This is a genomic window from Pseudomonas agarici (assembly GCF_900109755.1).
Classification (GTDB): domain Bacteria; phylum Pseudomonadota; class Gammaproteobacteria; order Pseudomonadales; family Pseudomonadaceae; genus Aquipseudomonas; species Aquipseudomonas agarici.
Genome location: NZ_FOAR01000016.1, coordinates 112,528 through 138,919, shown reverse-complemented (window position 1 = coordinate 138,919; position 26,392 = coordinate 112,528). Strand labels below are relative to the sequence as shown.

Genomic DNA, 26,392 nt, shown 5'->3' with positions numbered 1-26,392 from the left:
CTCACGCCACCTGCACGAAAAGGCTTTCGAGCGGATGGAACAGCGAATGCAGGCGCACCCCGAAATGATGGTCAGCCGAAGATCCATCGTCGAGCATCCCTTCGGCAACCTTAAACAGTGGTTATTTGGCAACGCTCGCTTCTTACTGCGACAGCTTGAGGGCACGAGGGCTGAAATGGCCCTGGCGGTGAACGCCTACAACCTGAAAAGAGCGATTAACGTGCTTGGCGCACGTCAGTTGATGGCGTTGATGGGCTGAAAAGCCTTTTTTCGTCTGCTGTGAGCACAAAAGCAAACGCCCCGAACAAGTCGGGGCGTTTGCTGGAACCACCATTAGTGTGTTTTCACACAGTCTGATTCATGGCCGGGTTTTTATTCCTGCCTGAAATCACGCGGCTTGCACATAAAAATCCAGCAGACTCACGCCGGTCGTCAGGTCGGTTTCGGGCAGATCGGCGTGCTGATGGCCGCCAAGAGCACAATAGACCAGCCAATGACGGTCCTGGACGTTGAACGACAGGGCGTCCACCAGGGCTTCCTGCTCATCGCTGGGGGCGATCAGGTAAAGCCGATCCTGGTTCTCTGCGTGCAACATGACTAGCTCCGTGACGGTATCGAGGGGCGACAGACTGGCCTGTTAAGGTGACGTTCAGGTGACAGTGTCAATTACCCCGTAAATTGTAGGGAGACGGACACGAGAAATTGTCATGCACGCGTGATTTGATACTTGTGCGTGTCGCGAACGGCTATTTATCGGAGGGCTCATGATGTCGCTGCACTTGATCTGGAGCGCGTTGGCGGGCCATCCGGGCAAATGGCTCAATCTGTTTGCATTGTTGCTGGCCTGTCCGGGGGCCAGGTTGTTGCAGATTACCCGCCGCCGTGAGCAGCGGGCGCTGGAAAACCTGGAGATGCAGAGCGAAGGGCGGTCGATTGAGCTGCCGCTGTTATTGCTCGATTCCCGCGTGCTGCGGGCGAACCGATTTTTCTATCGATTCGGGTTTGCCTGCCTCGGCATCGCACTGCTGCTGTCCTGGCTCAGTACCAGGCTCTGAGCGGAAGGCTGCCAGGCCGGGCGTTACGGTTGATCAGAGCGGCCATCCCGCCTTGATCCGGTACTGATTGCGTACCGGCGTCGCATACTGTTGCACCAGGTACGGTCGATGTTCTGCCGGGCAGGCATCCAGGCGGCGTTGCCATTCTGCCTGGGCCTGGGCCAGTTCCTGGGCGGGAAACAGCTCTGTGGCGGCAGGTACCTGCAACTGCGGGTCGGCATCGCCCCATTGGGCATATGCCAGATAGTGCACCGGGAACAATCGATAGCCACCGAGGATCCGTCGGTCCATTTCCTGGGCCAGCACTTTGGTGTCCTCGAACGCCCCGCTCAGCGGTGCGGCAAAGTTCACATGCACCCGCCCCTTATAGCCGGTGATGCCCTTGGCAATGCTCGCGTCATCCTCGCCCGGCACCTTGTTATAGGTGCCGGTAGTGGCGCGGATGTATAGCTCGCGGGCCTTGGCCTGATCGCAAGGATCGTATTCGTAGCTGATCGAGACCGGTGTCAGGTTCAGCGAACGGATGACTTCGGCGAATGGCTCGTCCTTGCGACTCATATGGAACATTTTCAGGATGGCTGATTCGGTGCGGTCGTCACCGTCCTTGGCGCGACCTTCGGCCTGGGCGATCCAGATCGACTGGCAGTCGTTGCGGATCGAATGGTTGATATAGGCCGACAGCAGTTGATAGGCCGCCATCTTCTCGCGTCGTCCGGTGATCGAGCGGTGCACGATAAAACTTTTGTTCAAGCGCATCAGATCGCTGACGAACGGCTTTTGCAGCAAATTGTCGCCGATGGCGATACGCGGTGTCGGCAGGCCGGCATGGTACACGGCATAATTGACGAAGGCCGGATCCATCACGATGTCGCGGTGGTTGGCCAGGAACAGGTAGGCGCTGCCGGACTTGAACTGCTCGACTCCGGTGTAGGTCACCCCGTCAGTGGCCCGTTCGATAGTGTTATCGACATAGACCTCGATCTTGTCTTGCAGTGACGCCACGCATTTCACTCCGGCGAACTCACGGCGCAGTCGATAGGCGATCAAGGGCCTGAGTAGCCAACCGAAAGCATCGGCCAGGCGCGGGAAGCGGAAATGCGTGAGGATATCTAGAAACGCCTTGTCGCCGAGCAACCGGGCCAGCACGGCTGGCACCTCGGAGTCGTTGTAAGGTCGGATGGCATCGAATTCGCCCATCATGCTCTCTTGTTAGAAACGGCTAGGGTAAGTAGTAGGCTTTGCACGTAAAGTGACTGCGCATCGGTAATGCTGCGTTGCTCATGTACAACACGTAAAGTCGGGCGCGACTCTGGCCGGTCCTTGCCTGTTTTTGTCTTGCCTGACCTTCGCTTCGCGAGTTTTCGCACAAAAGCCTGGGTTTGAGTGATAAATAGCAAAGCCTGATCTGAAAAATAAAGCCCAGATAAAAAATTAGCCCTGCAAATAGACCGGCGATTATACGCACAAGTCACTTCGGAGGCCGCGATGCTGGAAACTGAACGCTACTGCTGTCCCTACTGTGGTGAAGAGGTCGAGGCCGTGCTGGATTTGTCCGGCGGGGACCAGACCTATATCGAGGATTGCCCGGTGTGCTGCCGGCCGATTGTTTTTACCCTGCAGACCGATGGTCATGAGTGGATGCTCAATGTTCACAGTGAGAACGAGTGATGAGGGCGCCCGGATGCAACGAATCTACGAACCGGAAAACCTGATGGAAGGTGAGCTGCTGCAAGGCATGCTCGCCAGCGAAGGCGTGCAGGCGCATCTGGTGGGGCGCGATCTGCTGGGCGGGACGGGAGAGTTGCCGGTGTTCGGTTTGCTGGCCCTGGCGGTAGAGAATGATCGGGCGCAATACGCACGTGAGCTGATCGCCGCGTACAATGCCGCGCTACCGCTGCCCGGCGATGAACCGGAGAGTTTCCCCGACGTGCTGCTCTGTTAGCCGCGTCTTTGCATAAAAGAGTCGTTTTGCCTCATGTGTGGACGTTTTGCCCTGTTTCGTTGGAATCCCACCTTTGCAGCCTTGCCCGGCTTTCCTGCCGACCAGCAGGCGCAGTGGAACATCTCGCCCAACGATTGGGTGTTGATCCTGCGGGCTGCGACGGGCCAGCGCGAATTGGCGCGCGCGCGTTGGGGGCTGACACCGCCGTGGCTGACCGACCTGTCGCGTACACCGGCGCATGCACGGGCGGAAACCGTGGCCGAGCAGCCGATGTTTCGTCAGGCGTTTCGTGAGCGGCGTTGCCTGTTGCCGGCCAATGGTTTTTACGAGTGGCGCGGAACGCAGCGCAAGCGCCCGTATTGGCTGACCCCGGCGCAAGGTTCAAGCTTGTTTTTCGCGGCGATTTGGGAGGCCTATCCGGTGCAGGAGCAAGTTTGGCTGAGCACCGCGGTAGTGACACAGCCGGCGGCGAATCAGCGCCGACCGCTGATTCTCGATGCGGCGGGGCAGGCGGCATGGCTAGCGCAGGATACACCACTGCATGAGTTGCAGGCCTTGGTGGCCAGTTCCCAGGCGCCATTGCGCGAGCGCCTGCTGGCCAACCTGGTAAATGATCCCAAGCTCAATGCGCCGGAGTGCCTGACGCCGGGCTAAGGCGCGGTGATGCGTTCAACTGAGGCTGTGCGGCGACGATTTCTCCTGAAGCGCTGCAGGATGACGCCTGCCAGGCGGTGGATGAATAGGTCGTTGGACTCGGCAGGTGGTGGCTTGGTGTCGATCTGTGTTTTTTCCTACAAATATTTGAGGTTTGTCTGAAATCCCGGACTGCAGATTGTTTGTATCTGGCGTTGATACAAATCAGCGCCTAGGATAGCCGGCAGTTTTTAGGGAGAGTGGCTTATGGCTAAACGATTGGTTTTGTGTGCGCTGGCGGCGGGCCTGCTAGTTGCCGGGTGCCAAACGGTCAATACCACCAACGGCGGTGCCGTAGGCGTTGAGCGCAAGCAATATATGTTCAGCATGCTGTCGAGCCAGGAAGTCGATCAGATGTATGCCCAGTCGTATCAGAAGACGCTGGGAGAAGCGAAGGGCCAGGGCATACTGGATAAAACCAGCGCTAATGCCAAGCGGGTCCAGGCAATTGCCAACCGACTGATTGTTCAGGCGCCGACATTCCGCCCGGACTCCGCGCAATGGCGATGGGAGGTCAATCTGATTAAAAGCGACGAACTCAACGCTAACTGCGGTCCCGGCGGCAAGATCATCTTCTATAGCGGACTGATCGATCAGCTCAAACTGAGCGACGATGAGATCGCCGCGGTGATGGGCCATGAAATCGCCCATGCCCTACGTGAGCATGGCCGCGAAGCGATGTCCAAGGCCTACGGCATAGAGATGGCGAAGCAAGGCGTTGGCGTCTTGTTCGGCCTCAGCCAGGACAGTCTGGCGCTGGCCGATACGGTGGCGAACTACGGCATGACCTTGCCCAATAGCCGCACCAATGAAAACGAAGCGGACCTGATTGGCCTGGAACTTGCTGCGCGTGCCGGTTACAACCCGAACGCGGCGATTAGCCTGTGGAATAAGATGAGCAAGGCGGCGGAAGGTGCCCCGCCGGAATTCATGAGTACTCACCCGGCGTCCACCAGCCGGATTGCTTCGCTGGAAGCGGTCATTCCGAAAGTGATGCCGTTGTATCAGCAGGCCCGCAAGTCTTGAAGGCCTGCAGGTCTCCTGGACCCAGGAGACCGCTCGCCACGAGAGCCTCACAGGCCACTAGATCCAGCCGCTGCTTTGCATGGCCTTGTACACCGCAACGATCGCCAGGATGAAGAACGCCGAGGCGGCCAGGCGACGAATCAGGGTCAGTGGCAGTTTTTCCGCGGCGAAGTTGCCGGCCAGCACCACGGGCACGTTGGCGATCAGCATGCCCACGGTGGTACCGATAATCACCAGCCACAGGTGTGGATACTGTGCCGCCAGCATCACCGTGGCTATTTGTGTCTTGTCACCGATTTCCGCGAGGAAGAACGCGATCAGCGTGGTCAGGAACGGACCGAACTTGCGTGAGCTGCTGGCTGGGTCATCGTCCATCTTGTCCGGCACCAGGGTCCACAGCGCGGTGGCGGTGAAGCTCGCGGCGAGGACCCAGTGCAGCAGTGCATCCGAGAAGAAGCTGCCGAACCAGGCACCCACGGCACCCGCAGCCGCGTGGTTGGCGAGGGTGGCGGCAATGATGCCAGCGATGATCGGCCAGGGCTTGCGAAAACGGGCTGCCAAGAGGAGCGCGAGCAGTTGCGTCTTGTCGCCGATTTCGGCCAAGGCAACGATTGCGGTCGGAACGAGGAGAGAATCCAGCATCAGGTTTTCCTAGGGGGCGGGTCGACACGGCTATGACACGTACAGCCTTCCCGCCCCGGGTAAGGTGTTCGTGTCATAGGTCTTGTCAAACCCTGGGTTCGTCTGTGCGAACCGTGGGTCGCATGCGCCATGGTCTGAGGACCAAGTATGTTGACGCATGCCGGACGAGCGTGAGGCTCGTGGGAGACTACTCCCCTAGGACGGAGCGGATTTTGCCTAGGCAAAATCCATTGCGCAAGCGTTTATTTTTCAGCCGCGCCTGGCGCTATAGATTCGAAAACCCTGTCCCTCGGCCTTGGTGACACAGGTCCCGAGATGCTCTTCGATCAGTGGTTGATAGCGCAGGAAGCTATTGGCAACAAGCCGAAGTTCGCCGCCATTTTTCAGATGTTTGGCTGCTTTTCGCAGCAGATTTTCTGTGGCCAGGTAGTCGGTATGGACCCCGACATGAAACGGTGGATTGCTCAAGATCGCACTCAGACCCATCGGCGCGGCATCGATTCCATCGCCGGTCAGCACCTCGGCTTCCAGACCATTGGCAGCCAGAGTCAGCCGACTGCTGGCGGTGGCGAAGGCATCGACATCGAGCAGGATCACAGTGTTGTGCGGGTAACGACGCTTCACCGCCGCGCCGAGCACCCCGGCGCCGCAACCAAAGTCCAGCAACGGGCCGCTCGGCAGTTTGTCCAGGTGTTCAAGGAGCAGGGCGCTGCCCCGATCCAGTCGGCCATGGCTGAACACTCCGGGCAGGCTGACCACGTTCAACGAACCTTCCGTCAGGTCCAGTTGGTAGTGTCGGGCCAGGCTTTCCAGCGGCTTGGCTGCCGGCGCCTCAGCGACCGTGACCTGCCACAGCTGGCAATGCCGGGCGCTGTCGAGCTTGCGCGGCTTGCCCAAGGGCGCCAGTTGCTTGGCCGCGCCTTCGACCCCGCTGCGTTTCTCGCCGACCAGGAATACCTCGCCACCAGGCAGCCGCGAGGCGACGGCGTTGAGCAGGTAGTCGGTCAGGTCCTTGGACTTGGGCAGGAACACCACGGCGGCGTCGAACGCCAGCTCCGGCGGGTTCACGCCGAAGTGGCTGCGTCCGGCGAAACGGGCATCCAGCGCCGCCTGGTCGCCGGCGTGCCAGCACCAGCCGTGGGCATTGGGCAGGCGACCGAGCAGGTCGTCGGCAGGCAATCCCGCCAGCAGCAGCTTGCCTTGAAAATATTCAGCCTGACGAAGCAGTACTTCACTGCGCGGATCCATGGTCTGCTCCCTGAAAAAAAGTGCCGCAGTTTATCAACTGACCACCCGCAGCGCTGCTCCGCTGAAGAAGCCCCGGGCATTTTCCGTCAGTTGGCCGACGATGCGTTGACGAGCCTCGCGACTGCCCCAGGCGTTGTGCGGCGTGACGATCAGGCGCGGGATGTCGCCGGCCAGCAGGGGATTGCCGGCGCTCGGTGGCTCGACGCTCAGCACATCGGTCGCGGCACCGCCGAGATGCCCGCTGCGCAGGGCATTGGCCAGGGCCTGTTCGTCGATCAGCCCACCGCGAGCGGTGTTGACGATAAATGCCCCAGGCTTGAGCTGGCTCAGTTCGGCGGCGCCGATGAAGTGACGGGTGTGTTCGTTCAATGGGCAGTGCAGGGTCAAGGCATCGACTTGTGGCAGCAGTTCCGCCAGCGGGACACGATCGGCACGGGCCGGGCGACCGGGAATCTGCCCCAGCAGCACACGCATGCCGAAGGCCTCGGCCAGCCGCGCCACGGCGCCGCCCAGTTCGCCATGGCCGAGCAGGCCGAGGGTCTTGCCCTCCAGTTCGACAATGGGGAAATCCAGCAGGCAGAACTGTTGTGCCTGTTGCCAACGACCTTCGCCCACGGCTTTCTGGTAGTCGCTCAAGCGGGTCGCCAGAGCCAGCAGCAACATCAGCGTATGCTGAGCCACCGAGGGCGTGCCGTAACCCTGGCAATTGCTCACCGTGATGCCCAGGGCCCGTGCCGCTATCAGGTCGACATTGTTGGTGCCGGTGGCGCAAATCAGGATCAGCTTCAGGTCGGGGCAGGCCCCCAGGGTCTCGGCGTTCAGCACGATCTTGTTGCTGATGGCCACGGTAGCGCCGGCCAGGCGTTCCAGCAGGTTCTGTGGGGAGCTGCGATCACACAGCCGTAGCTCGTCGAAGCAGGCCCGCAGCGGTTCGAGGTCGAGATCGCCGAGGTCCAGGGAAGGATGATCGAGAAATACCGCACGGCGAGGATGGCTCATCAACTGTACCTTTTGTGCTGTCCAATGAAGGCGTAAGGTAACCAGCCTATCAGATGACCTGTTTAGTTACCGAGGAGCCTGCGGACGTGTCCATGTACCTGACTGAATTCTTGACGGTTGCGCTGATCCACCTGCTGGCGGTGGCCAGTCCCGGCCCGGACTTCGCCGTGGTGGTGCGCGAGAGCGTGACCCATGGCCGTCGCGCCGGCACCTGGACCGCGCTGGGGGTTGGTAGCGCGATCTTCCTGCATGTGGGTTATTCGCTGCTGGGCATCGGCCTGATCGTGTCGCAGTCGATCGTGCTGTTCAACACCCTGAAATGGCTGGCGGCGGCGTATCTGCTGTACATCGGCTTCAAGGCCATCCGTGCCAGGCCGGCCAAGCCGGCGGCGGATGAGCTGGCCTTGCCGCTGGGCCAACGCACAGTGCGCGGTGCTTTTACCTCGGGCTTCGTGACCAATGGGCTGAATCCTAAGGCAACTTTGTTTTTCCTGTCGCTGTTCACTGTGGTGATCAACCCACATACCCCGCTGATGATCCAGGCCGGCTACGGTGTTTACCTGGCGGTGGCGACCGCACTGTGGTTCTGTCTGGTGGCGATGCTGTTCAGCCAGCAGCGGGTGCGCGCCGGTTTCGCCCGCATGGGCCACTGGTTCGACCGGACGATGGGTGCCGTGTTGATCGCCATCGGCGTGAAGCTGGCTTTTACCGAGACGCACTGATCTCGCTGAATCGGCTCAGATTGACGACATAGTGCCGCGGGCTTTCCCCGAGCAGGCGGTGAAATATCGAACTGAACGTCCGGACCCTACCCCCTGCCGGTACAGCGCCTGGTGGGCGCCGTCGGCATGGTCGGGCGGGTAGGCACTGACGCAAGCGTGCAGGAAGTGGCTGATCAACATGTGCGGCTCTTCCAGTCTGTCTGGTTTGATGAGTGACATGGCACAAATGCACTTTACGGCCAGCTTAGCATGAGGTACCGATAACCCTTCTCAAGCGTGCCGTGATGAATCAACCCAGAAACGTAATCCGCTACATCAATGCCGCCCATGTGATCGATCACCTGTTGATGCTGATCTTCCCAGCCGCCGTGCTCGGCATGGGCCAGTCCTTCGGCCTGGATTTCGCCGCAATGATTGGTCTGTCCCTCGGCGGTTTCATTGCCTTCGGCGCGTGTTCCCTGCCAGCGGGCTGGTTGGGTGATCGCTGGAGTCGTCGCAGTATGATGTTGCTGTTCTTTTTCGGCCTCGGCGCAGCCTCGGTGTTTACCGGGTTGAGCGGGACAGTACCGATGTTGGCCCTGGGCCTGACCCTGATGGGTATCTTTGCCGCGATCTATCATCCGATCGGCACCGCGATGCTGGTCAGTTACGCCGATAACCGCGGCCGTGAGATCGGTATCAATGGCATGTGGGGCAACCTTGGAGTGGCGTTTTCCGCCTTGATCACCGGACTGTTGGTGTCACATTTCGGCTGGCGCGCGGCGTTTATCCTGCCGGGGGCAGTCTCGCTCCTGCTGGGTGCGCTGTTTGCCTTGCAGGTGCGTGAAGAGCCGATTCCCGTACGTGCCCATGTGCAGCTCAAGGGCGCCGATGGCCAGCAGATTTCCATGGTCATGGTATTTACCGTGCTGGCGCTGGTGACTGCCACAAGCGGGGTGGTCTTCAGCGCCACCACCATGACGTACCCGAAACTGTTCCAGCAGCGTCTGCATGAGTTGTTCGCTTCGCCGCAAACCCTGGGTCTGATCGTCAGCCTGGCTTATGCCTTTGGAGCTGTCGCGCAGTTGAGTATCGGCCGGGTGATCGATCATGTCAGCCTGAAGTGGCCGTTCGTGCTGTTGACGCTATGTCAGGCCCCGTTGCTGTTCGGTCTGGCCCATGTCGATGGCCTGTCGGTGACGGTCCTGGGAGCGGCGTTGATGTTCGTGGTGTTCGGCCAGGTGACGGTGAATGACGCGATGGTCGCCAACTTCGTTGCCCCACAATGGCAATCGCGGGTGTTTGCCCTGCGTTACTGCCTGTCGTTCGGCGCCAGCGCCACGGCGATTCCGCTGATCGCCTATGTCGAGCCACGCCAGGGTTTTACCGGGCTGTACTTGATTTTGGCGGGGGTCGGCGCCTTGACCCTTATCGCCGCGCTGGTGTTTCCAAGAACCCCGGCCCAGGTGGCGGTCGGGCAGGTGGCCTGAAAAGATGAGCGTTTTGCCGTGAATGATGTCTCAAGGCCGTTACTCACTTGCGCCTGTAAATCATTCCTTTGGGTGATTTAGCGCGTGCGCGAGGGCTCTGGAGTGCTTATCTTTAAGCACGATTGTGCAATCAGACAAAGGGACGTTCATGTTGCAGACCCGTATAATTCCATCCGCCGAAGGTGCCTATCAATATCCCCTGTTGATCAAGCGGTTGTTGATGTCCGGTAGCCGTTACGAGAAGACCCGCGAAATCATCTATCGCGACCAGGTGCGCTACAGCTATCCGACCCTCGGCGAGCGTGTCGCCCGACTGGCCGGCGTGCTGACAGCGGTCGGCGTCAAGGCCGGCGATACGGTGGCGGTGATGGATTGGGACAGTCATCGTTACCTGGAGTGCATGTTCGCCATTCCGATGATTGGCGCGGTGATCCACACCGTCAATGTGCGCTTGTCGCCCGAGCAGATCCTCTACACCATGAACCATGCGGCCGACCGCTTCGTGCTGGTTAACAGCGACTTCGTCGGGTTGTACCAGGCGATTGCCGGACAACTGACCACAGTGGAGAAAACCCTGCTGCTCACCGATACCGAGGCCACGACCTGCGACCTGCCGAACCTGGTTGGCGAGTACGAGCAACTGCTGGCGGCGGCGAGCCCGGTCTATGATTTTCAGGATTTCGACGAGAATTCGGTCGCCACCCTGTTCTACACCACCGGTACCACCGGCAACCCGAAAGGCGTGTACTTCAGCCATCGGCAATTGGTGCTACACACCATGGGCGTGGCGACGATCATGGGCAGTCTCGACAGCGTGCGCCTGCTGGGCACTAACGATGTGTACATGCCCATCACGCCGATGTTCCACGTACATGCCTGGGGCCTGCCTTACGTGGCGACCATGCTCGGGCTCAAGCAAGTCTATCCCGGTCGCTATGACCCGGAGTTTCTGGTGGCGTTGTGGCGCAAGGAGCAAGTCACGTTCTCCCACTGTGTACCGACCATCCTGCAAATGGTGCTCAATGCCAAGGCGGCCCAGGGCATCGATTTCAAAGGCTGGAAGATGGTGATCGGCGGCAGCGCGCTGAACCGCTCGCTGTACGACGCCGCCAAGAGTCGGGGTATCCAATTGACGGCGGCCTACGGGCTGTCGGAAACCGGTCCGCTGGTGTCCTGCGCGCACCTCAATGATGAATTGATGGCTGCCAGCGAGGACGAGCGTACTACCTATCGGATCAAGGCCGGCGTACCGGTTCCGTTGGTGGATGCGGCGATCATGGATGCTCAGGGGCGTTTCCTGCCGGCTGACGGTGAAAGTCAGGGCGAACTGGTGCTGCGTGCGCCCTGGCTGAGCGAGGGGTATTTCAACGAGCCGGGCAAGGGCGCGGAACTCTGGGCCGGTGGCTGGCAACATACGGGCGATGTCGCGACACTGAACAGCATGGGCGTGATCGATATCCGCGATCGGATCAAGGACGTGATCAAGACCGGCGGGGAGTGGATATCCTCCCTAGCCCTGGAAGACCTGATCAGCCGTCATCCGGCGGTACGTGAAGTCGCCGTGGTGGGGGTCGCCGATCCGCAATGGGGTGAGCGCCCGTTTGCCCTGCTCGTATTGCGCGAGGGCTATGAAATCGGCGCTCGGGAACTCAAGGAGCACCTTAAACCGCTCGTTGAGCAGGGCCATCTGAGCAAGTGGGCGATCCCCAATCAGATTGCCCTCGTTACTGAAATTCCCAAGACCAGCGTCGGCAAACTCGACAAGAAACGTATCCGCCTCGACATCGTCGAATGGCAAGCGAGCAACAGCACCTTCCTTTCGACCCTCTAAGATGTCTCCGTCACGCCCGAAAGGGCGTGGCAACCCCACACCCGACAAGCGCTCGCCTTGCCAAATTATTTTTTTCAGCCATTCTTGCCGAGCCGGTATCGGTGAGCCTGGCGAAAGGGCCATGCCCGTTTAGAGAGATCAAGCAGTACTAGCAGCTGGCTATAGTCGTCCGCCCAGGAGCTTTTTAGAGCGGAGCAAGTACGCGACACAACGATGCCGCCTTGGGTGATTTAGGGAATGATGGCTCCCGTTTGTCCCAGGCGTTTTTAGAAGTGCTCACTGACATAACAATAAAGCACATGGAGTAGCGTCGATGATCTCAGTAACCCAGTTCTGGCACCGGGCGAAGCTGCCCTTGGCCGTCAGTCTCGCCTCAACGCTCGCCGGCCCTGCATTCGGCGTCAGTTTCAATATCGGTGAAATCGAGGGCAGTTTCGACTCGTCCCTGTCCTTGGGGGCGAGTTGGTCGACGCAAAACCCCAACAAGGATCTGATAGGTGTCAACAACGGCGGCAAGGGCTTGTCGCAGACCTCCGACGACGGGCACCTGAACTTCAAGGCCGGACACACCTTCTCGAAGATTTTCAAGGGCATCCATGATCTTGAATTGAAATACGGCGACACCGGCGTATTCGTGCGCGGCAAGTACTGGTACGACTTCAAGTTGCAGGATGAAGACCTGGATTTCAAGAACGTCAGCGACGACAACCGCAAGGAAGGCGCCAAGTCGTCCGGCGGGCAGATTCTCGACGCCTTCGTCTATCACAACTACGCCATCGCCGACCAACCGGGCTCCGTGCGCTTTGGTAAGCAAGTAGTGAGCTGGGGTGAAAGTACCTTTATTGGCGGTGGTATCAACTCCATCAACCCCATCGATGTATCGGCATTTCGCCGTCCGGGTGCCGAGATCAAGGAAGGCTTGATCCCGGTCAATATGTTCTATGTGTCCCAGACGCTGACCGACAACCTGTCCGCCGAGGCGTTCTATCAGCTGGAGTGGGATCAAACCGTGGTGGATAACTGCGGCACGTTCTTCTCGCAGCCGGATGTTGTCGCCGACGGCTGCTCGGATAATCTGCGCCTGCTATCCAAGCGCTCGACCCTTGCGGCGACTCCTGGTGCCCTGGCGGGATTGGACCGATTTGGTCTCGATATCAATGAGGAAGGGGTGCTGGTCGAGCGCGGCGCGGATCGCGATGCCCGAGACAGCGGTCAGTTTGGCGTTGCCTTTCACTATAACTTCGAGCCGCTGGACACCGAGTTTGGTGCCTATTTCATGAATTACCACAGCCGGGCGCCGATTTTCAGTGCCACGGGCGCTCCGGCTTCCGTTTATGCGGATGCCGTGACATTTCTGCCTGGGGCGGCGGCGACCTTACGTCCGCTCGCCATTGCGGGGAACTCCAAATACTTTATTGAATACCCTGAGGACATACGCCTGTACGGATTGAGCTTTTCCACCACCTTATCTACCGGTACGGCCTGGAGTGGCGAGATCAGCTACCGTCCGAATGCACCTGTGCAACTCAATACCACCGATATTCTCTATGCCGGTGTCACCCCGCTGCCTAACCTCAATGGGGCCTCACCGCTTAAAGCCGTAGCGGATCAGGACCTGCATGGTTATCGTCGCAAGGAAGTTAGCCAGTTTCAGACCACATTGACGCATTTCTTCGATCAGGTCATGGGCGCCAGCCGCCTCACCCTGGTAGGCGAGTTGGGTATAACCCACGTGGGTGGCCTGGAAAGCGGCGACGAAGCCCGTTATGGCCGTGATCCCGTATTCGGTCCGGGTCGAGGCTCTTTATGCACGACCCTCAATGGCGGCACCGTTCTGGGGGCCGGGCCAGGGGCTTCGTCGAAAAATGTTTCGCGCAACTGTAACAACGACGGTTTCACTACGGCGACCTCCTGGGGTTATCGCGGCCGTGCCATCTGGGAATACCCGGATGTCTTCGCCGGAGTAAACCTCAAGCCGAATGTGGCCTGGTCCCACGATGTGAACGGTTACTCGCCAGGTCCTGGCGGCAACTTCGAGGAAGGTCGCAAAGCCGTCAGCCTGGGCCTCGACGCCGAATACCAGAACACCTACACCGCGAGCCTGGCGTACACCAACTTCTTCGGCGGCGCCTACAGCACGGTGGATGACCGTGATTTCGTGGCGCTGAGCGTCGGTGTGAACTTCTAAGTACGCTGAACTTCAGGAAGAACAAGAACATGAAGATAACCAAGAATCTGTTGCAGGTCGGCGTACTCGGATTGTCGTTGTTGGCGAGTGGGGTGATGGCGGCAGTGTCTGCCGATGAAGCGGCGAAACTGGGTACCACCCTGACCCCGATGGGCGCGGAAATGGCCGCCAATGCGGCGGGCACCATCCCGGCCTGGAAACCGATGCCGAAGAACATCGGCAGCGTGGACAGCAAGGGTTTCCTGTCCGATCCGTATGCGAGTGACAAACCACTGTTCACCATCACCGCGCAGAATGTCGAGCAATACAAGAACCAACTGGCTCCCGGCCAATACGCGATGTTCAAACGTTACCCGGACACCTTCAAAATGCCGGTCTACCCGTCCCGTCGCGGTGCCACCGTGCCGGAAGAGGTGTTCGCCGCCATCAAGGAAAACGCCACCAAGACCCACCTGATCAGCGGCGGCAACGGCCTGGAGAATTTCAGGACCGCCGTGCCGTTCCCCATCCCGAAAAGCGGCGTGGAAGTGATCTGGAACCACATCACCCGCTATCGCGGCGGCACGGTGACCCGCCTGCTGACCCAGGCTACGCCGCAGGCCAACGGTTCGTTCAGCCTGGTGTACTTCCAGGATCAGTTCGTCTTCCGCGAAAAAATGAAGGACTACGATCCGGCCAATCCGGGCAACATCCTGTTCTACTTCAAGCAGAAAGTGACCGCGCCAGCGCGCCTGGCCGGTGGCGTGCTGCTGGTCCACGAAACCCTCGACCAAGTCAAGGAGCCGCGTTCGGCGTGGGTCTACAATGCCGGCCAACGTCGCGTGCGCCGCGCTCCACAAGTCTCTTATGACGGCCCAGGTACCGCGGCCGATGGCCTGCGCACTTCCGACAACCTGGACATGTACAACGGTGCGCCGGATCGCTACGACTGGAAGCTCGAAGGCAAGAAGGAAATGTACATCGCCTCCGACAGCCACAAACTCGACGACCCGAAGCTCAAGTACGCCGACATCATCAAGGCCGGCCATATCAACCAGGACCTGGCTCGCTACGAGTTGCGCCGTGTCTGGCATGTGGTCGCGACCCTGAAGGAGGGCCAGCGCCACATCTACGCCAAGCGTGACTTCTACATCGACGAAGACACTTGGCAAGCAGCGGTGATCGATCATTATGACGGTCGCGGCCAACTGTGGCGGGTGGCCGAGGCTCATGCCGAGAACTACTACGACAAGCAAGTGCCGTGGTACGCCCTGGAAACCCTCTATGACCTGCAGTCCGGCCGCTATCTGGCGCTGGGCATGAAGAACGAAGAGAAGCGAGCGTATGACTTCGGCTTCACCCCCAACACCAGCGACTTCACGCCAGCGGCCTTGCGCCAGGACGGCGTTCGCTGACACTCGGCTGTAAAGCAGGCGTGGATCCCCCGTGAGCTGGCCGGTCGGCCAGCGAAGAATCCTTCCCTGCCGGAGTGGCTATCTGCCTTGATTGCGCTATAACCAATACACGCCTGAGTGCCCTTATTGTGCCTTAAGTGCGCTGCACGTCCTGCGTCTGCTTGAGGTCGGGTGGCCTGTACGGTGAGTGAGCTCAAGCCCGGTTGCTACAAGCTCATGGCCAGGAGCAGCAACCCAGGCCAGGGGCTGATGGTGCGGAAATTGACTGACAGAAGCAGCCACACAGACCACAAGGGAACTTCTCAGCGCTCTTTGGTCGTGAATCACGAGAGAATTGCCTGGGAGCCAGGAATGCGCGAGATCACCTTCAGTCCCGCTCCGGTCGTCCTGATTGTCGATGACCAGAAGACCGATGCGCTCATTCTCAGCGAGTCGGTTCGGGATCTGGCACAGGTGTATGTCGCCAGCAGTGGCGAGGAAGCCTTGCGTGTGGCTCGCCAGTGTCGCCCGGATGTGGTCCTGCTCGATATCGAGATGCCGGGAATGAACGGCTTCGAGGTCTGCAAGGAACTCAAGGCCGACCCCAAGCTGTCCGAGGCCGCAGTGATTTTCGTCACCTCCCATGCCCAGGCTGACTATGAACTCCAGGCCTTGGGTTATGGCGGCATCGATTTTATCCAGAAACCCCTGAACTTGCCGGTGGCCCGGGCCCATATCAATGCCCATATCACCCTGCGCAACGAAGCCAAGCGCCTGGCCAATCATGACGCACTGACCGGCTTGCCCAACCGCATGCTGCTGCAGGACCGGGCGGAACAGGCCCTGAAAATGGCCCGGCGCAATCATGGGCGGCTGGCAATGCTGTTGCTGGATCTGGACAATTTCAAGGCCATCAACGATTCCATGGGGCATTCGGTCGGCGACCAGATACTCAAGTATGTCGCCACGCGCTTGTCGATGATCTTGCGCGGCATGGATACGCTGAGTCGCCAAGGTGGTGACGAGTTCATCATCCTGCTGTCGGAGGTGGAGGGTTTCGAGGCCGTGGGCGATTTTGCCGAACAGGTGCTGACCACCATTTCCAACCCGTTTTCGCTGCAGGGTAATCGCTACGACCTGAGTGCCAGCATCGGTATCGGGGTCTTCCCGGAGGACAGCGACGACCTGGAGTCACTGTACCGTCACGCCGATGCCGCGATGTACCAGGCCAAGCAGGCCGGGCGCAACGGCTACCAGTTCTTTTCAGCCGCCATCGAAAACGGCATGCGTGCCCGCCACCTGCTTGAACGGCATATGCGCGCGGCCATTGAAGAGGGGGTGTTCGAGGTCTTCTACCAGGCCAAGGTCGATGCCCGGGAGCATCGCGTGGTCGGCATGGAGGCGCTGATCCGCTGGCACGACGGCAATGGCTGCCTGGTGCCCCCGGCGGACTTCATTCCCCTGGCCGAGGAAACCGGGCTGATCATTCCCATCGGTAAATACGTGCTGCTCCAGGCCTGCAAGGACACCCGCAAGCTCCATAAGCTGGGTTATTCGATTTGCGTCAGCGTCAACATCAGTGCCGTGCAGTTTCGCGAAGAGTCTTTCCTCGCAATGGTCAAGGACATCCTGCTCGACTCCGGCCTGGCGCCGCAATGGTTGGAACTGGAGATCACTGAAGGAGTATTGGCCCGGGATATCGACAACGCCCGCGAAACCCTGGTGGCGCTCAGGGCTTTGGGGGTGCGCGTGGCTATCGACGATTTCGGCACGGGTTATTCGAGCCTGGCCTATCTCAAGCGCTTTCCCATCGATGTCTTGAAAATCGACCAGAGCTTCGTGCGTGACATGCTCGCCGACAAGAGCGACCTGGCTATCGTCGAGGCAATCATCAAGCTGGGGCAGGCGCTTGGGCTGGAACTCGTCGCCGAAGGTGTGGAGACACAGCGCCAGGCTGATCTGCTGTTGGAGCGCGGTTGCCGGATCATGCAAGGTTATCTCTACTGCAGACCGCTTCCTTTCACCCGGATCTGCGGTGTGCTGTCTGCCTGGCCGCAAATGCCATGAGGGCACTGCTAACCGTTGTCGATGAGCGCCATCCTGGCTTTCGGGACAGTCGTAGTAGCCGAGGAAACCCGCGTTGAAACGAGCCAGCCTGTATGCCCTGAATGGACGTGTCGTGCTGCTCCTGGCCCTCGGGCTGCTGGCGACCATCGTCGGATGCGTGACCCTGCAACACAGCAACGAGCAACGCACTCGTGAGGCACTGGGTGCCGCCACTGAAAGTGCGGTGCGCTCGGTCGATAGCCGACTCCAGTCGTATCAGTACGGTCTGCGAGGTACACGTGGCGCGGTTGTCACCGCTGGCGAGGACGGCATTACGCGGGAGGCTTTCCATCGCTACAGTCAGATGCGCGATGTGCCGAGGGAGTTTCCCGGTGCCCGTGGATTTGGTTTTATCCGTCGAGTGCCCGTGCAGGAGCTGGAGGCATTCTTGCAGCGTGCCCGGGCCGATGGCGCGCCCGACTTCAGTATTCGCCAGTTTGCGCCCCATGCGGGTGATCTTTATGTCATCCAGTACCTTGAGCCCGGCACCGGACAAGCGCCGGCGTTCGGCCTGGATATCGCCTCACAGCCTGATCGGGCCGAGGCGGCACGGATGGCCGCTCGTACAGGAGAAGTACGCCTGACCTCGCCAATCACGCTGGTGCAGGAAGTCGGCAAGCCACAACAGTCGGTCCTGATTCTGCTGCCGATCTACAAAAGCGGTGTCGTTCCGCAAACCGAGGCGCAGCGGGCGAGCGCGTTGGTCGGCTGGAGTTATGCACCCTTGTTGATCGAGAGCGTCCTGACTGGGCTGGTGCCGGAAAGCGAGGCGGTGAACCTGCGGCTCAAGGACATCACCGGGCCGGGACCGGCAGTGCAGTTCTACCAGACGATTCATGAGGCGCAGGTGCAACTGCCGGGGTCGCTCACTCACACCGTGGAATGGGAGGTCTATGGGCGGCGCTGGCAGATCGAACTGCAGGCCTTGCCTTTATTCGTGCAGCGCCTGCATCTGTTATCACCGACGATGGTGTTTGCCCTCGGCGTGCTGGCCAGCTTGCTGGTGGCAGCGCTGGCCGCCATCGCGGGGGTCAGTTCCCAGCGCCGTTTGCAGGTGATCGCCGAACAGGCCCGTTTGGCTTCGATCGTCGAGAGCTCGGCGGATGCAATTATCGGCACGACCCTGCAGGGCGTGGTGACCAGCTGGAACCGGGGTGCGCAGATGCTGTTGGGGTATTGCGCCGAGGAAGCTGTCGGTCAGCCGCTGGTTAAATTGATCGTTCCGCCTGAGTTGGCCTCGGAAGAGATCGAGATCCTGGCACGTATCGCCCTCGGCGAGAAGATCACCCACTTCGATACCGTGCGGCGCTGCAACGATGATCGCCGTCTCAATGTCTCGGTGAATGTTTCACCTATCTACGACGCCGGCGGCCGGGTGAGTGGGGTTTCGAAGATCCTGCGCGATATTACTGCCCAGAAGGCTGCCGAGGCGCGAATTCTCGAACTCAACTCCAGCCTTGAAGAACAGGTGGCGACGCGGACTGCGGAGTTGCGGCGGATCAACTTGCTGTTCAGTAGCGTGCTGCGTTCGGCCTCCGAAGTGTCGATCATCGCCACCGATCTGGATGGCGTGTTCAGCGTGTTCAACGAGGGTGCCGAGCATATGCTCGGCTATCGCGCCGAAGAAATGCTGGGCAAGGCCACCCCGATGGTCCTGCACCTGGCCCAGGAAGTCATGGACCGAGGGGTCGAGCTCAGCGCGGAGTATGCCCAGGTCATCGAGGGTTTCCGGGTATTTGCCCACAAGCCGGAATGCGAGCAGTCGGAAACTCGGGAGTGGACCTATGTGCGCAAGGACGGCTCCCATGTGCCAGTCACCTTGGTGGTGACGTCCCTGCGCGACGATGAGGGGCAACTGACCGGCTACCTGGGCATCGCCGTCGATATCACCCAGCGCAAGGCGGCCGAGCGTCAGTTGGAACTGAGCCTGCAGGCGACCCGGGTGATCCGTGACCAGTTGCTGATGGCCGCCGATGTCGCCGAACTGGGCATCTGGACCTGGACGCTGGCGGACAATGCGTTGCAGTGGAACGATCGGATGTTCGAGTTTTACAGCCAGCCGTTGAGCCTGCGTGACAACGGGTTGAACTACGCCCACTGGTACGAGCGGGTCCATCCGGCGGACGTCGAGGCCGTGGCTGCGCAGTTGGCGGCGGCGGTGGCCGGGGAAGGCGTCTATGACCCGATCTTCCGGCTGTTGGCGCCCGATGGGCGCATCCGCTATATCCAGGCCGGCGCGCAGATTGATCGCGATGAGCAGGGACAGGCATTGCGGGTAACGGGGATCAACCGGGATATCACCACCCAGCGCGAGTTGGAGTCGCACCTGCTGCGGGCTAAGGACCGCGCCGACAGCGCCAGCGCGGCCAAGTCGTTCTTCCTGGCCAATATGAGCCACGAGATCCGCACACCGATGAACGCGGTGCTGGGGATGTTGCAACTGATGCAGCACACCGAGCTCAATGCTCGCCAGTGTGACTATGTGATCAAGGCCCAAACGGCGGCCAAATCATTGCTGGGCCTGCTCAATGATATCCTCGACTATTCCAAGATCGAGGCCGGCAAACTGCGCCTGGATCCGCACCCCTTTGAACTGGAATCGCTGATGCGCGACCTCGCGGTGGTGCTGGCGGGTAATCAGGGCAACAAGGAGGTCGAGGTCATGTTCGATCTCGACTCCGACTTGCCCGCCAGTCTGGTGGGCGACAGCCTGCGCCTGCAACAAGTGTTGATCAATCTGGCCGGCAATGCCTTGAAGTTCACCCAGCATGGCCAGGTGGTGGTCAGTGTCCGCCAACTGAAACGGTTCGAGAGTAGGGTGAAGCTTCAGGTCGAGGTGTGCGACACCGGCATCGGTATCAGTGCCGAGCAGTTGCAACGCATCTTCGACGGTTTTACCCAGGCCGAAGCCTCGACCACCCGCCGTTTCGGCGGCACCGGGTTGGGCCTGGTGATCTGCAAGCGACTGGTGGGCCTGATGGGGGGCGAGTTGCTGGTCGAGAGTGAAGTGGGCGTCGGCAGTCGGTTCTGGTTCGATATCAGCCTGGAGGTGGCCCGCGAGGAGCCGCTGCGCCTGTCGTGCCCCGGTGTCGATTCGGCGATGCGCCTGCTCGTGGCCGACGACAACTCCATGGCCTGTGAACTGTTACTGCGTATCGTGCGCTCCCTGGGCTGGACGGCGGACACGGTGAGCGGTGGCACCCTGGCGGTCGAAGGCGTGCGCAATGCGCAATTGCGCGGCGAACCCTACGACGTCGTGCTGATGGACTGGCGCATGCCAGACATGGACGGCCTCAGTGCTGCCCGGATGATCAGTCTGCAGGAGCAGGCCGTACCGCCGCCGATGGTGATCATGATCACCGCTTATGGGCGTGAAGTCCTGGCGGATGTATACCATGAGGGGGATGCACCCTTCGTCGGGTTTCTCACCAAACCGGTGACGCCCCGGCAGTTGGCCGATGCGGTCCAGCGCGCCTTCCGCGTAGCTGAGCCGACCCCCTCGACCTTGCCCGCGACCCGCTCCCGGCGCCTGGCCGGTTTGCGCCTGCTGGTGGTGGAAGACAATGCCCTCAATCGCCAGGTCGCCGATGAGCTGCTGACGGGCGAGGGCGCCCAGGTCAGCCTGGCGGAAGGTGGTCTGGAAGGGGTCAGTCAGGTCCTGTTGGCCTCGACGCCGTTCGATGCGGTGCTGATGGATATCCAGATGCCGGATATCGATGGGATGGAAGCCACGCGACATATTCGTCGGCACTCGCAGTTTGCCCTGTTGCCGATTCTGGCGATGACCGCCAACGCCTCCAACAGCGACCGCGAAGCCTGTCTGGCGGCGGGGATGAACGACCATGTGAGCAAACCCATCGATCTGGAAGAGCTGGTGCTGGCCCTGCGTATCCAGACTGGGCGCGAGACACCGCGGTCGCTGACGATGAGCGAGACGCCGCAGACTCCGGCGCAGACAATGATCGAAGCGCGTCATTCGATCATGAGCCGCTTCGGTGGCAATTTCGAACTGATCTGCACCGTCTTGTCCGGTTTTGGTACGGAACTGGAAAAACAACTGGTGTTGCTCACCGCGCACCTGCAAGACCGAGACGGACCGGCCCTGGCGGCGGTGTTGCATGCGATCAAGGGCAGCTCCGGAACCATGGGCGCGCAGGTGCTATCGGCCCGTGCCGGTGCCTTGGAACGCGAGCTGTTGTATGGCGATGCCGCTGCCGTTGGCCGCGTACTCGACGATCCGCAGTGGCTGCCCGAACTCAAGGAGGTGTTGAAGCGTAGCGTCGAACAGTTGCAGGCGGCGTTTGGCGCGGGAGGAGGGGGAAATTCGTCACAGGATATTGGATAAGCAGGCTCGATGAGTGTGTATCGTGCGCGAAGCTTTTCATCTTCCGGTAGTGCGAGACAATCAAGAGAACGGACGAAGCGCCAGTTCGAGACCCAGGATGATGAGGAACAGGAGAAAGCAACGACGGAAGGTTTTTGGGCTGATTTTATGCCGCACAATCGAGCCCAGCCACATTCCAATCAACGCCGGAATGATCGCCAGCAGCGACAAGCCCAGTTGGTCGAGTCGAAAGGCGTCCTGGGCCAACAGTCCTCCTGCCAGAGCAACCGTGGAGACGGTGAACGAAAGGCCGAGGGCCTGCACGAGCTCGTCTTTCTGAAGGCCCAGCGACTGTACATAAGGCACGGCGGGAAGCGTGAAGATGCCGGTGACGCCAGTCAACAACCCGGTAACCATGCCGACGATGGGCGACAGTCTGGATTCGAGCCGTTGCGGGACCGAGAGTGTCGGCAAGAACAACCCATAGACCGCATAGCCGATCAGGGCAAATCCCAGCGCACGTCCCGACCAGACAGGGTCAACGACTGCCAGCAGTCGCGTTCCCAGAAGAGTGCCGATCACGATGCAGAGCATCATCGCCCACAGTCGTCGCATGAGGCTGAGTACGTTTCGCCCAGCCAACATTTGCCACACGTTGGTCACGAACGACGGAATGATCAGGATCGCCGCTGCCGTAAGCGGTGACATGATAGCCCCCAGCACCCCCATGGCAACCGTGGGTAAGCCCATTCCGGTCACGCCTTTAACGACACCGGCACCGAGAAACGTGGCAAAGAGCAAGCAGATCAATTCAATAGTCGGAGCATTCATAGTCGGCATCGGTCAGAGTATTCGTGGTCAACATTACATATCCAGGCAGAGGCTGGCACAATGCGGTTTTTCCGATACCGCCTTCGGATTTGCCGAAGGAAGTCTGTCTGGGAGGGTGTATGCGCTTCGATCTTGCGGATCTGCGCTTGTTTCTTTGCGTGGTCGATGCCGGCAGCATTACCGCCGGAGCCAGACAAGCCAACCTGGCATTGGCGTCGGCCAGCGAGCGTATCAGTAATATCGAGTCGGACGCCGGAGTGGTTCTGCTTGAAAGAAGCCGCAAAGGGGTCGTGAGCACCGAGGCGGGAGAGGCGCTGGCGCATCATGCGCGTCTGATTCTGCGCCAACACAGTCTGTTGCAAGGGGAGCTACGCGACTTTAGCGCCGGTGCCCGAGGTACGTTGCTGCTGTACGCCAATACAGCGGCGCTGACTGGCCTCTTGCCGCAAAAGCTTGCCCCGTGGCTTGCGCAGCGCCCGCGCCTGGACATTGACCTGCGGGAGCGTACCAGTGCCGAGATTGTGAAGATGATCGGCGCGGGGCTGGCCGAAGCGGGTGTGGTATCGGATGCCGTCAACGCCACGGGTCTCATCGTCCAGCCGGTCGCCAGCGACCCTCTGGCGCTGATCGTTCCGGTGGCGCACAGGCTCGCGGAGTCGAAGGCGGTTTGCTTTGCCGATGTGACCAGTGAGCCGTTCGTTGGCTTGGAAGCCGGGAGCGCGCTTCAAGATCATATCGACGAACACGCGGCCGAGCTGCGCAAGACGTTAGCCCTGCGTATTCGCATGAAAAACTTCGAGGGATCGTGCCAAATGGTATCGCAGGGGATAGGGGTCGCGATTATTCCATTGACGGCTGCACAGCGCTTTCGACGTCGATACCCATTCAAGATCCTGAGGATCAGCGATAGTTGGGCGCGTAGGCAGCTCTGTCTGTGCTTTGAGCAATGGCACATGCTCTCTACGCCAATGCAAAGTCTGCTGGCGCATCTCGGTGGTGGGCCGCAGACCGTGTAGCTGGCCACGGGCGAGTGCCCATGTTCGATTACCACTTTGTGCCGCCGTCGGTTATCGAAAAGCCGCCAACAAAAACACAGTCTCCAGGGTGGGTCGCCAGCACCCGGAGCAATGCCGACCTCCATCCAGTCGCCGAACGGCAAACTACGCCTTGCCCCGGCCTGTACGGGCCTGCCAGTCGCGCCACCCGTTCAAACCTTCACTGGTGTCGCCACGCGGACGGTATTCGCAACCGACCCAGCCGTTGTAGCCCAATTGATCGATCAGCTCGAACAGATAAGGGTAATTCAATTCGTTGCTCAAGTCCGGTTCGTGGCGATCCGGTACTCCGGCGATTTGAATATGCCCGATGCCGTGCAAATCCCGACGCAGTTTCGTCGCCACGTCACCCTCGACGATCTGACAATGGTAGATGTCGAATTGGACCTTGAGATTGGCTTTGCCGACCGCTGTGCAGATGGCCTGCGCCTGATCCTGACGGTTGAGGAAAAACCCTGGAATGTCGCGGGTGTTGATCGGTTCGATCAACACAGTAATGCCCAGTTTTGCCGCTGCTGTCGCCGCGTGGCTGAGGTTTTCCAGGTAGGTGTCGTGGTGGCGGGCGCGATCTGTTTCGTGCGCGAGCAAACCAGCCATGACGTGGATGCGGTCATTGCCCAGCACCGCGGCATACTCCAGGGCCTGGTCGAAACCGGCACGAAACTCCAACTCACGGCCTGGCAAGGATGCGGTGCCTTTTTCGCCAGCGGCGATGCTGCCTGGCGGTGCATTGAACAGAGCCTGGACCAGGCCGTTGTCGTCGAGTCGCTGTTTCAATTGTTGCGCGCTGTAGTCGTAGGGAAACAGGTATTCCACTGCTTCAAACCCATCGGCGGCGGCGGCGGCGAAACGCTCGAGAAAGTCGTATTGCGGGTAGAGCATGCTGAGGTTGGCGGCGAAACGGGGCATGGCGGCTCCTGAAATCAGAAAAACAAGTGTACGGTCGATGGGCTACCAGTGAACACCAAAAGCCTCGTGCAATTCATCCAGTGCCGCGCTGTCCAGAGGGGCCGGCCTGGGGTTGCTCATCAGCCAAAGTCGTGCGGTCTCTTCCAGTTCTTCCAGGGCATAGCTGGCCCTGGATACCGAGCTTTCCCACATCACTGGCCCCAACCGTTCCAACATGACCCCGCGCACGCTGTTGGCCAGTTGCGCGACACGTTCGGCCACCTTCGGTGAGCCGGGACGTGCATAGGCGATCAACGGGATATGGCCGACCTTCATCACTTGATAGGGGGTCAGCGGCGGCAGGATGTCATCCTCGTGCCAGACCCCGGCCAAGGTCAGCGCCACCAGGTGCGTCGAGTGAGTGTGTACCACGCCACCGACGCCCGGATTGCGATCATAGACCTGGCGGTGCAAGGCCAGGGTTTTTGATGGCCGGTCACCGTTGATCCATTCCCCGGCCAGGTTGACCTTGGAGATTGAGGTCGGGTCCAGCCGGCCCAGGCAGGCATCCGTGGGCGTGATCAGCCAGCCGTCATCCAGCCGGGCGCTGATATTGCCGGCACTGCCTACCGTGTAGCCACGGCGGTACAAGGACGCGCCGACCTCACAGATCTCCTCGCGCAAGGCGTTTTCGTTGCTCATGCCGCCACTCCCGCCAGTTGCTTGAGGGCCTTGGCGAAGAAGTCCGGGCCGCCGAAGTTGCCCGACTTGAGCGCCAGGGCCAAGGGGTCTCCGGGGGTACTGACGCAGGCAGGCACCCCTGGATCGATCTGCGCGCCGATCTGCAACAAGCGGATATTCAGGGCCTGAACCACGGCCCCCGAGGTTTCCCCGCCGGCGATGACAAAGCGACGCACACCTGAGGCGTGCAACCCGCTGGCGATCTTGCCCATGGCCTGTTCGATCATGTTGCCAGCCCGTTCGGTGCCTAGCTTACGTTGTACGGTCTTGACCTCGTCCGGCGGGCTGGTGGCGTAGATCAATACCGTCTCGGTACGGGCGGCGGTGAAGACCAGTGCCTGTTCGATGACCGGTTCCCCCGCAGCCAGGGCCAGTGGGTCGACACGGAAAGACGGGCGACCGGCTTGCAGCCAGGTCGCCACTTGTCCATTGGTGGCGTGCGAAGCGCTACCGGCGAGCACCACTTCGCCGCCTTCGACCGCTGGCAATCGCGCGGCGTCTACGGCGCGTAGTTTACCGGCGCGCCGAAAGTTATCCGGCAAGCCCAGTGCCAACCCGGAACCGCCCGTCAGCAGAGGGAGGTCGGCGCAGGCTTGGCCCAACGCATAGAGATCGGCATCGGACAAGGCATCGGCAATTGCCAGGCGCACACCCTCGGCGCGTAGTTGCGCCATGCGCTGGCGGATGCTTTCCACCCCCTTGGAGACAGTGTCATAGCGCAGCAGGCCGACCTTGTGCTGGCTCTGCGATTGCAGCACGCGCACCAGGTTGGCATCGGTCATCGGTGTCAGCGGATGGTGTTGCATCCCCGACTCGCTGAGCAATTGGTCGTGTACGAACAGATGCCCGCGAAAGACCGTGCGACCGTTTTCCGGGAAGGCTGGACAGGCGAGGGCGAAATCACTGTCCAGGGCCTCCAGCAGGGCTTCGCTGACCGGGCCGATATTGCCGGCGGCGGTCGAGTCGAAGGTCGAGCAGTATTTGAAGAAAATCTGTTCGCAGCCGCGCTCGCGCAGCCAGCGCAGCGCTTCGAGCGCCTCCCTCACCGCGTCGGCGGCTGGCAGGGTCCGGGATTTCAGGGCAATGACCAGCGCGTCGGCGTCGAGTTGGCCGGCGACATCGGCATCGGGTATGCCAATGCTTTGCACGGTGCGCATGCCGCCACGCACTAACATGTTGGCCAGGTCCGTGGCGCCGGTGAAATCGTCGGCGATGCAACCCAGCAGAGGGCGGGTGGGGGCATTTGACATACTGTGTTC

At 60.5% G+C, this 26,392-nt stretch carries 24 protein-coding genes and 1 riboswitch; of the genes, 14 read left to right on the top strand and 10 right to left on the bottom strand.

All coding sequences use genetic code 11. The features are described 5' to 3' along the window. Positions 1–259, top strand: a 259-nt coding sequence (locus tag BMX68_RS16105; protein WP_143063300.1) for a transposase, incomplete at its 5' end; no start/stop codon positions are given. A gap of 129 nt (positions 260–388) precedes the next feature. Here BMX68_RS16105 and BMX68_RS16100 read toward each other — a convergent pair. Further along, positions 389–595, bottom strand: a complete 207-nt coding sequence (locus tag BMX68_RS16100) for a hypothetical protein (protein WP_017132619.1) — start codon at positions 593–595, stop codon at positions 389–391. A gap of 172 nt (positions 596–767) precedes the next feature. Here BMX68_RS16100 and BMX68_RS16095 point away from each other — a divergent pair, with 172 nt between their 5' ends. Further along, positions 768–1,055, top strand: a complete 288-nt coding sequence (locus BMX68_RS16095; protein ID WP_176987700.1) for a hypothetical protein — start codon at positions 768–770, stop codon at positions 1,053–1,055. 33 nt (positions 1,056–1,088) lie between these two features. Here the strand turns inward: BMX68_RS16095 and BMX68_RS16090 are convergent, their stop codons facing one another. Next, the gene (locus BMX68_RS16090; RefSeq protein WP_017132621.1) at positions 1,089–2,252 is read right to left on the bottom strand and encodes a 1-acyl-sn-glycerol-3-phosphate acyltransferase; all 1,164 of its coding nucleotides are present in this window, start codon (positions 2,250–2,252) and stop codon (positions 1,089–1,091) included. 288 nt (positions 2,253–2,540) lie between these two features. Here BMX68_RS16090 and BMX68_RS16085 point away from each other — a divergent pair, with 288 nt between their 5' ends. From BMX68_RS16085 to BMX68_RS16070, 4 genes are all read left to right on the top strand, one after another. After that, complete coding sequence (locus BMX68_RS16085) at positions 2,541–2,723, top strand: CPXCG motif-containing cysteine-rich protein (protein ID WP_017132622.1); 183 nt, start codon at positions 2,541–2,543, stop codon at positions 2,721–2,723. A 13-nt stretch (positions 2,724–2,736) separates the two neighbouring features. After that, positions 2,737–2,997, top strand: coding sequence for a putative signal transducing protein (locus BMX68_RS16080; RefSeq protein WP_017132623.1), 261 nt, complete (start codon positions 2,737–2,739; stop codon positions 2,995–2,997). 33 nt (positions 2,998–3,030) lie between these two features. Then, a complete protein-coding gene (locus BMX68_RS16075) occupies positions 3,031–3,651 on the top strand; it encodes an SOS response-associated peptidase (RefSeq protein ID WP_017132624.1) in 621 nt (206 codons plus the stop codon). 246 nt (positions 3,652–3,897) lie between these two features. Then, positions 3,898–4,716, top strand: a complete 819-nt coding sequence (locus BMX68_RS16070; protein ID WP_017132625.1) for a M48 family metallopeptidase — start codon at positions 3,898–3,900, stop codon at positions 4,714–4,716. A 57-nt stretch (positions 4,717–4,773) separates the two neighbouring features. On the opposite strand, the gene BMX68_RS16065 is transcribed toward BMX68_RS16070, so the two are convergent. From BMX68_RS16065 to BMX68_RS16055, 3 genes are all read right to left on the bottom strand, one after another. Next, the gene (locus BMX68_RS16065; protein ID WP_017132626.1) at positions 4,774–5,358 is read right to left on the bottom strand and encodes a TMEM165/GDT1 family protein; all 585 of its coding nucleotides are present in this window, start codon (positions 5,356–5,358) and stop codon (positions 4,774–4,776) included. An 87-nt stretch (positions 5,359–5,445) separates the two neighbouring features. Continuing rightward, positions 5,446–5,567, bottom strand: a riboswitch (yybP-ykoY riboswitch). Positions 5,568–5,607: 40 nt separating this feature from the next. Further along, a complete protein-coding gene (locus BMX68_RS16060; RefSeq protein WP_017132627.1) occupies positions 5,608–6,606 on the bottom strand; it encodes a methyltransferase in 999 nt (332 codons plus the stop codon). A 33-nt stretch (positions 6,607–6,639) separates the two neighbouring features. After that, positions 6,640–7,605 (bottom strand): 2-hydroxyacid dehydrogenase, encoded by a 966-nt coding sequence (locus BMX68_RS16055; RefSeq protein WP_017132628.1) that lies wholly within the window; start codon positions 7,603–7,605, stop codon positions 6,640–6,642. 92 nt (positions 7,606–7,697) lie between these two features. Between BMX68_RS16055 and BMX68_RS16050 the strand changes: the two genes are divergently transcribed. Next, positions 7,698–8,327 carry a LysE family translocator gene (locus BMX68_RS16050; protein ID WP_017132629.1) on the top strand — a complete coding sequence of 210 codons (630 nt, stop codon included), beginning with the start codon at positions 7,698–7,700 and terminating at the stop codon, positions 8,325–8,327. A 15-nt stretch (positions 8,328–8,342) separates the two neighbouring features. Here BMX68_RS16050 and BMX68_RS26405 read toward each other — a convergent pair whose 3' ends face one another. Continuing rightward, entirely contained in the window at positions 8,343–8,507 is a 165-nt protein-coding gene (locus BMX68_RS26405) for a hypothetical protein (protein ID WP_256218798.1), read from the bottom strand. 104 nt (positions 8,508–8,611) lie between these two features. On the opposite strand from BMX68_RS26405, the gene BMX68_RS16045 reads away from it, so the two are divergent. The 6 genes from BMX68_RS16045 (at position 8,612) to BMX68_RS16020 (ending at position 21,639) form a co-directional block, all read left to right on the top strand. Beyond that, entirely contained in the window at positions 8,612–9,796 is a 1,185-nt protein-coding gene (locus BMX68_RS16045; RefSeq protein ID WP_017132630.1) for an MFS transporter, read from the top strand. Positions 9,797–9,944: 148 nt separating this feature from the next. After that, complete coding sequence (locus BMX68_RS16040; protein ID WP_017132631.1) at positions 9,945–11,627, top strand: fatty acid--CoA ligase; 1,683 nt, start codon at positions 9,945–9,947, stop codon at positions 11,625–11,627. 313 nt (positions 11,628–11,940) lie between these two features. After that, a complete protein-coding gene (locus tag BMX68_RS16035) occupies positions 11,941–13,815 on the top strand; it encodes a DUF1302 domain-containing protein (protein ID WP_017132632.1) in 1,875 nt (624 codons plus the stop codon). 29 nt (positions 13,816–13,844) lie between these two features. Beyond that, positions 13,845–15,209, top strand: a complete 1,365-nt coding sequence (locus BMX68_RS16030) for a DUF1329 domain-containing protein (RefSeq protein WP_017132633.1) — start codon at positions 13,845–13,847, stop codon at positions 15,207–15,209. A 351-nt stretch (positions 15,210–15,560) separates the two neighbouring features. Then, complete coding sequence (locus BMX68_RS16025) at positions 15,561–17,255, top strand: two-component system response regulator (protein WP_017132634.1); 1,695 nt, start codon at positions 15,561–15,563, stop codon at positions 17,253–17,255. Positions 17,256–17,328: 73 nt separating this feature from the next. Beyond that, the gene (locus BMX68_RS16020; protein ID WP_017132635.1) at positions 17,329–21,639 is read left to right on the top strand and encodes a hybrid sensor histidine kinase/response regulator; all 4,311 of its coding nucleotides are present in this window, start codon (positions 17,329–17,331) and stop codon (positions 21,637–21,639) included. 60 nt (positions 21,640–21,699) lie between these two features. Here the strand turns inward: BMX68_RS16020 and BMX68_RS16015 are convergent, their stop codons facing one another. Beyond that, positions 21,700–22,458: a sulfite exporter TauE/SafE family protein gene (locus BMX68_RS16015; protein WP_017132636.1), complete on the bottom strand. Its 759-nt coding sequence runs from the start codon at positions 22,456–22,458 to the stop codon at positions 21,700–21,702. A 110-nt stretch (positions 22,459–22,568) separates the two neighbouring features. Between BMX68_RS16015 and BMX68_RS16010 the strand changes: the two genes are divergently transcribed. After that, on the top strand, positions 22,569–23,465 hold the full coding sequence (locus BMX68_RS16010; RefSeq protein WP_017132637.1) for a LysR family transcriptional regulator: 897 nt from the start codon (positions 22,569–22,571) through the stop codon (positions 23,463–23,465). A gap of 144 nt (positions 23,466–23,609) precedes the next feature. On the opposite strand, the gene otnI is transcribed toward BMX68_RS16010, so the two are convergent. From otnI to otnK, 3 genes are read right to left on the bottom strand one after another with little or no spacing between them, the layout of a single operon-like run. Further along, entirely contained in the window at positions 23,610–24,413 is an 804-nt protein-coding gene (gene otnI / locus BMX68_RS16005) for a 2-oxo-tetronate isomerase (protein ID WP_017132638.1), read from the bottom strand. Positions 24,414–24,455: 42 nt separating this feature from the next. After that, on the bottom strand, positions 24,456–25,094 hold the full coding sequence (gene otnC / locus BMX68_RS16000) for a 3-oxo-tetronate 4-phosphate decarboxylase (protein WP_017132639.1): 639 nt from the start codon (positions 25,092–25,094) through the stop codon (positions 24,456–24,458). Continuing rightward, on the bottom strand, positions 25,091–26,383 hold the full coding sequence (gene otnK / locus BMX68_RS15995; RefSeq protein ID WP_017132640.1) for a 3-oxo-tetronate kinase: 1,293 nt from the start codon (positions 26,381–26,383) through the stop codon (positions 25,091–25,093). The genes otnC and otnK overlap by 4 nt, the downstream gene beginning before the upstream one ends. Positions 26,384–26,392 lie beyond the last annotated feature (9 nt).

Bases quoted from the DNA above. Each gene is read 5' to 3' on its own strand.
- otnI (WP_017132638.1), bottom strand. From the start codon at position 24,413: ATGCCCCGTTTCGCCGCCAACCTCAGCATGCTCTACCCGCAATACGAC.
- BMX68_RS16070 (WP_017132625.1), top strand. From the start codon at position 3,898: ATGGCTAAACGATTGGTTTTGTGTGCGCTGGCGGCGGGCCTGCTAGTT.
- BMX68_RS16075 (WP_017132624.1), top strand. From the start codon at position 3,031: ATGTGTGGACGTTTTGCCCTGTTTCGTTGGAATCCCACCTTTGCAGCC.
- BMX68_RS16055 (WP_017132628.1), bottom strand. From the start codon at position 7,605: ATGAGCCATCCTCGCCGTGCGGTATTTCTCGATCATCCTTCCCTGGAC.
- BMX68_RS16090 (WP_017132621.1), bottom strand. From the start codon at position 2,252: ATGGGCGAATTCGATGCCATCCGACCTTACAACGACTCCGAGGTGCCA.
- BMX68_RS16085 (WP_017132622.1), top strand. From the start codon at position 2,541: ATGCTGGAAACTGAACGCTACTGCTGTCCCTACTGTGGTGAAGAGGTC.
- BMX68_RS16060 (WP_017132627.1), bottom strand. From the start codon at position 6,606: ATGGATCCGCGCAGTGAAGTACTGCTTCGTCAGGCTGAATATTTTCAA.
- BMX68_RS26405 (WP_256218798.1), bottom strand. From the start codon at position 8,507: ATGTTGATCAGCCACTTCCTGCACGCTTGCGTCAGTGCCTACCCGCCC.
- BMX68_RS16100 (WP_017132619.1), bottom strand. From the start codon at position 595: ATGTTGCACGCAGAGAACCAGGATCGGCTTTACCTGATCGCCCCCAGC.
- BMX68_RS16030 (WP_017132633.1), top strand. From the start codon at position 13,845: ATGAAGATAACCAAGAATCTGTTGCAGGTCGGCGTACTCGGATTGTCG.
- BMX68_RS16015 (WP_017132636.1), bottom strand. From the start codon at position 22,458: ATGCCGACTATGAATGCTCCGACTATTGAATTGATCTGCTTGCTCTTT.
- BMX68_RS16050 (WP_017132629.1), top strand. From the start codon at position 7,698: ATGTACCTGACTGAATTCTTGACGGTTGCGCTGATCCACCTGCTGGCG.
- BMX68_RS16025 (WP_017132634.1), top strand. From the start codon at position 15,561: ATGCGCGAGATCACCTTCAGTCCCGCTCCGGTCGTCCTGATTGTCGAT.
- BMX68_RS16095 (WP_176987700.1), top strand. From the start codon at position 768: ATGTCGCTGCACTTGATCTGGAGCGCGTTGGCGGGCCATCCGGGCAAA.
- BMX68_RS16080 (WP_017132623.1), top strand. From the start codon at position 2,737: ATGCAACGAATCTACGAACCGGAAAACCTGATGGAAGGTGAGCTGCTG.
- BMX68_RS16065 (WP_017132626.1), bottom strand. From the start codon at position 5,358: ATGCTGGATTCTCTCCTCGTTCCGACCGCAATCGTTGCCTTGGCCGAA.
- otnK (WP_017132640.1), bottom strand. From the start codon at position 26,383: ATGTCAAATGCCCCCACCCGCCCTCTGCTGGGTTGCATCGCCGACGAT.
- BMX68_RS16045 (WP_017132630.1), top strand. From the start codon at position 8,612: ATGAATCAACCCAGAAACGTAATCCGCTACATCAATGCCGCCCATGTG.
- BMX68_RS16040 (WP_017132631.1), top strand. From the start codon at position 9,945: ATGTTGCAGACCCGTATAATTCCATCCGCCGAAGGTGCCTATCAATAT.
- BMX68_RS16010 (WP_017132637.1), top strand. From the start codon at position 22,569: ATGCGCTTCGATCTTGCGGATCTGCGCTTGTTTCTTTGCGTGGTCGAT.
- BMX68_RS16035 (WP_017132632.1), top strand. From the start codon at position 11,941: ATGATCTCAGTAACCCAGTTCTGGCACCGGGCGAAGCTGCCCTTGGCC.
- otnC (WP_017132639.1), bottom strand. From the start codon at position 25,094: ATGAGCAACGAAAACGCCTTGCGCGAGGAGATCTGTGAGGTCGGCGCG.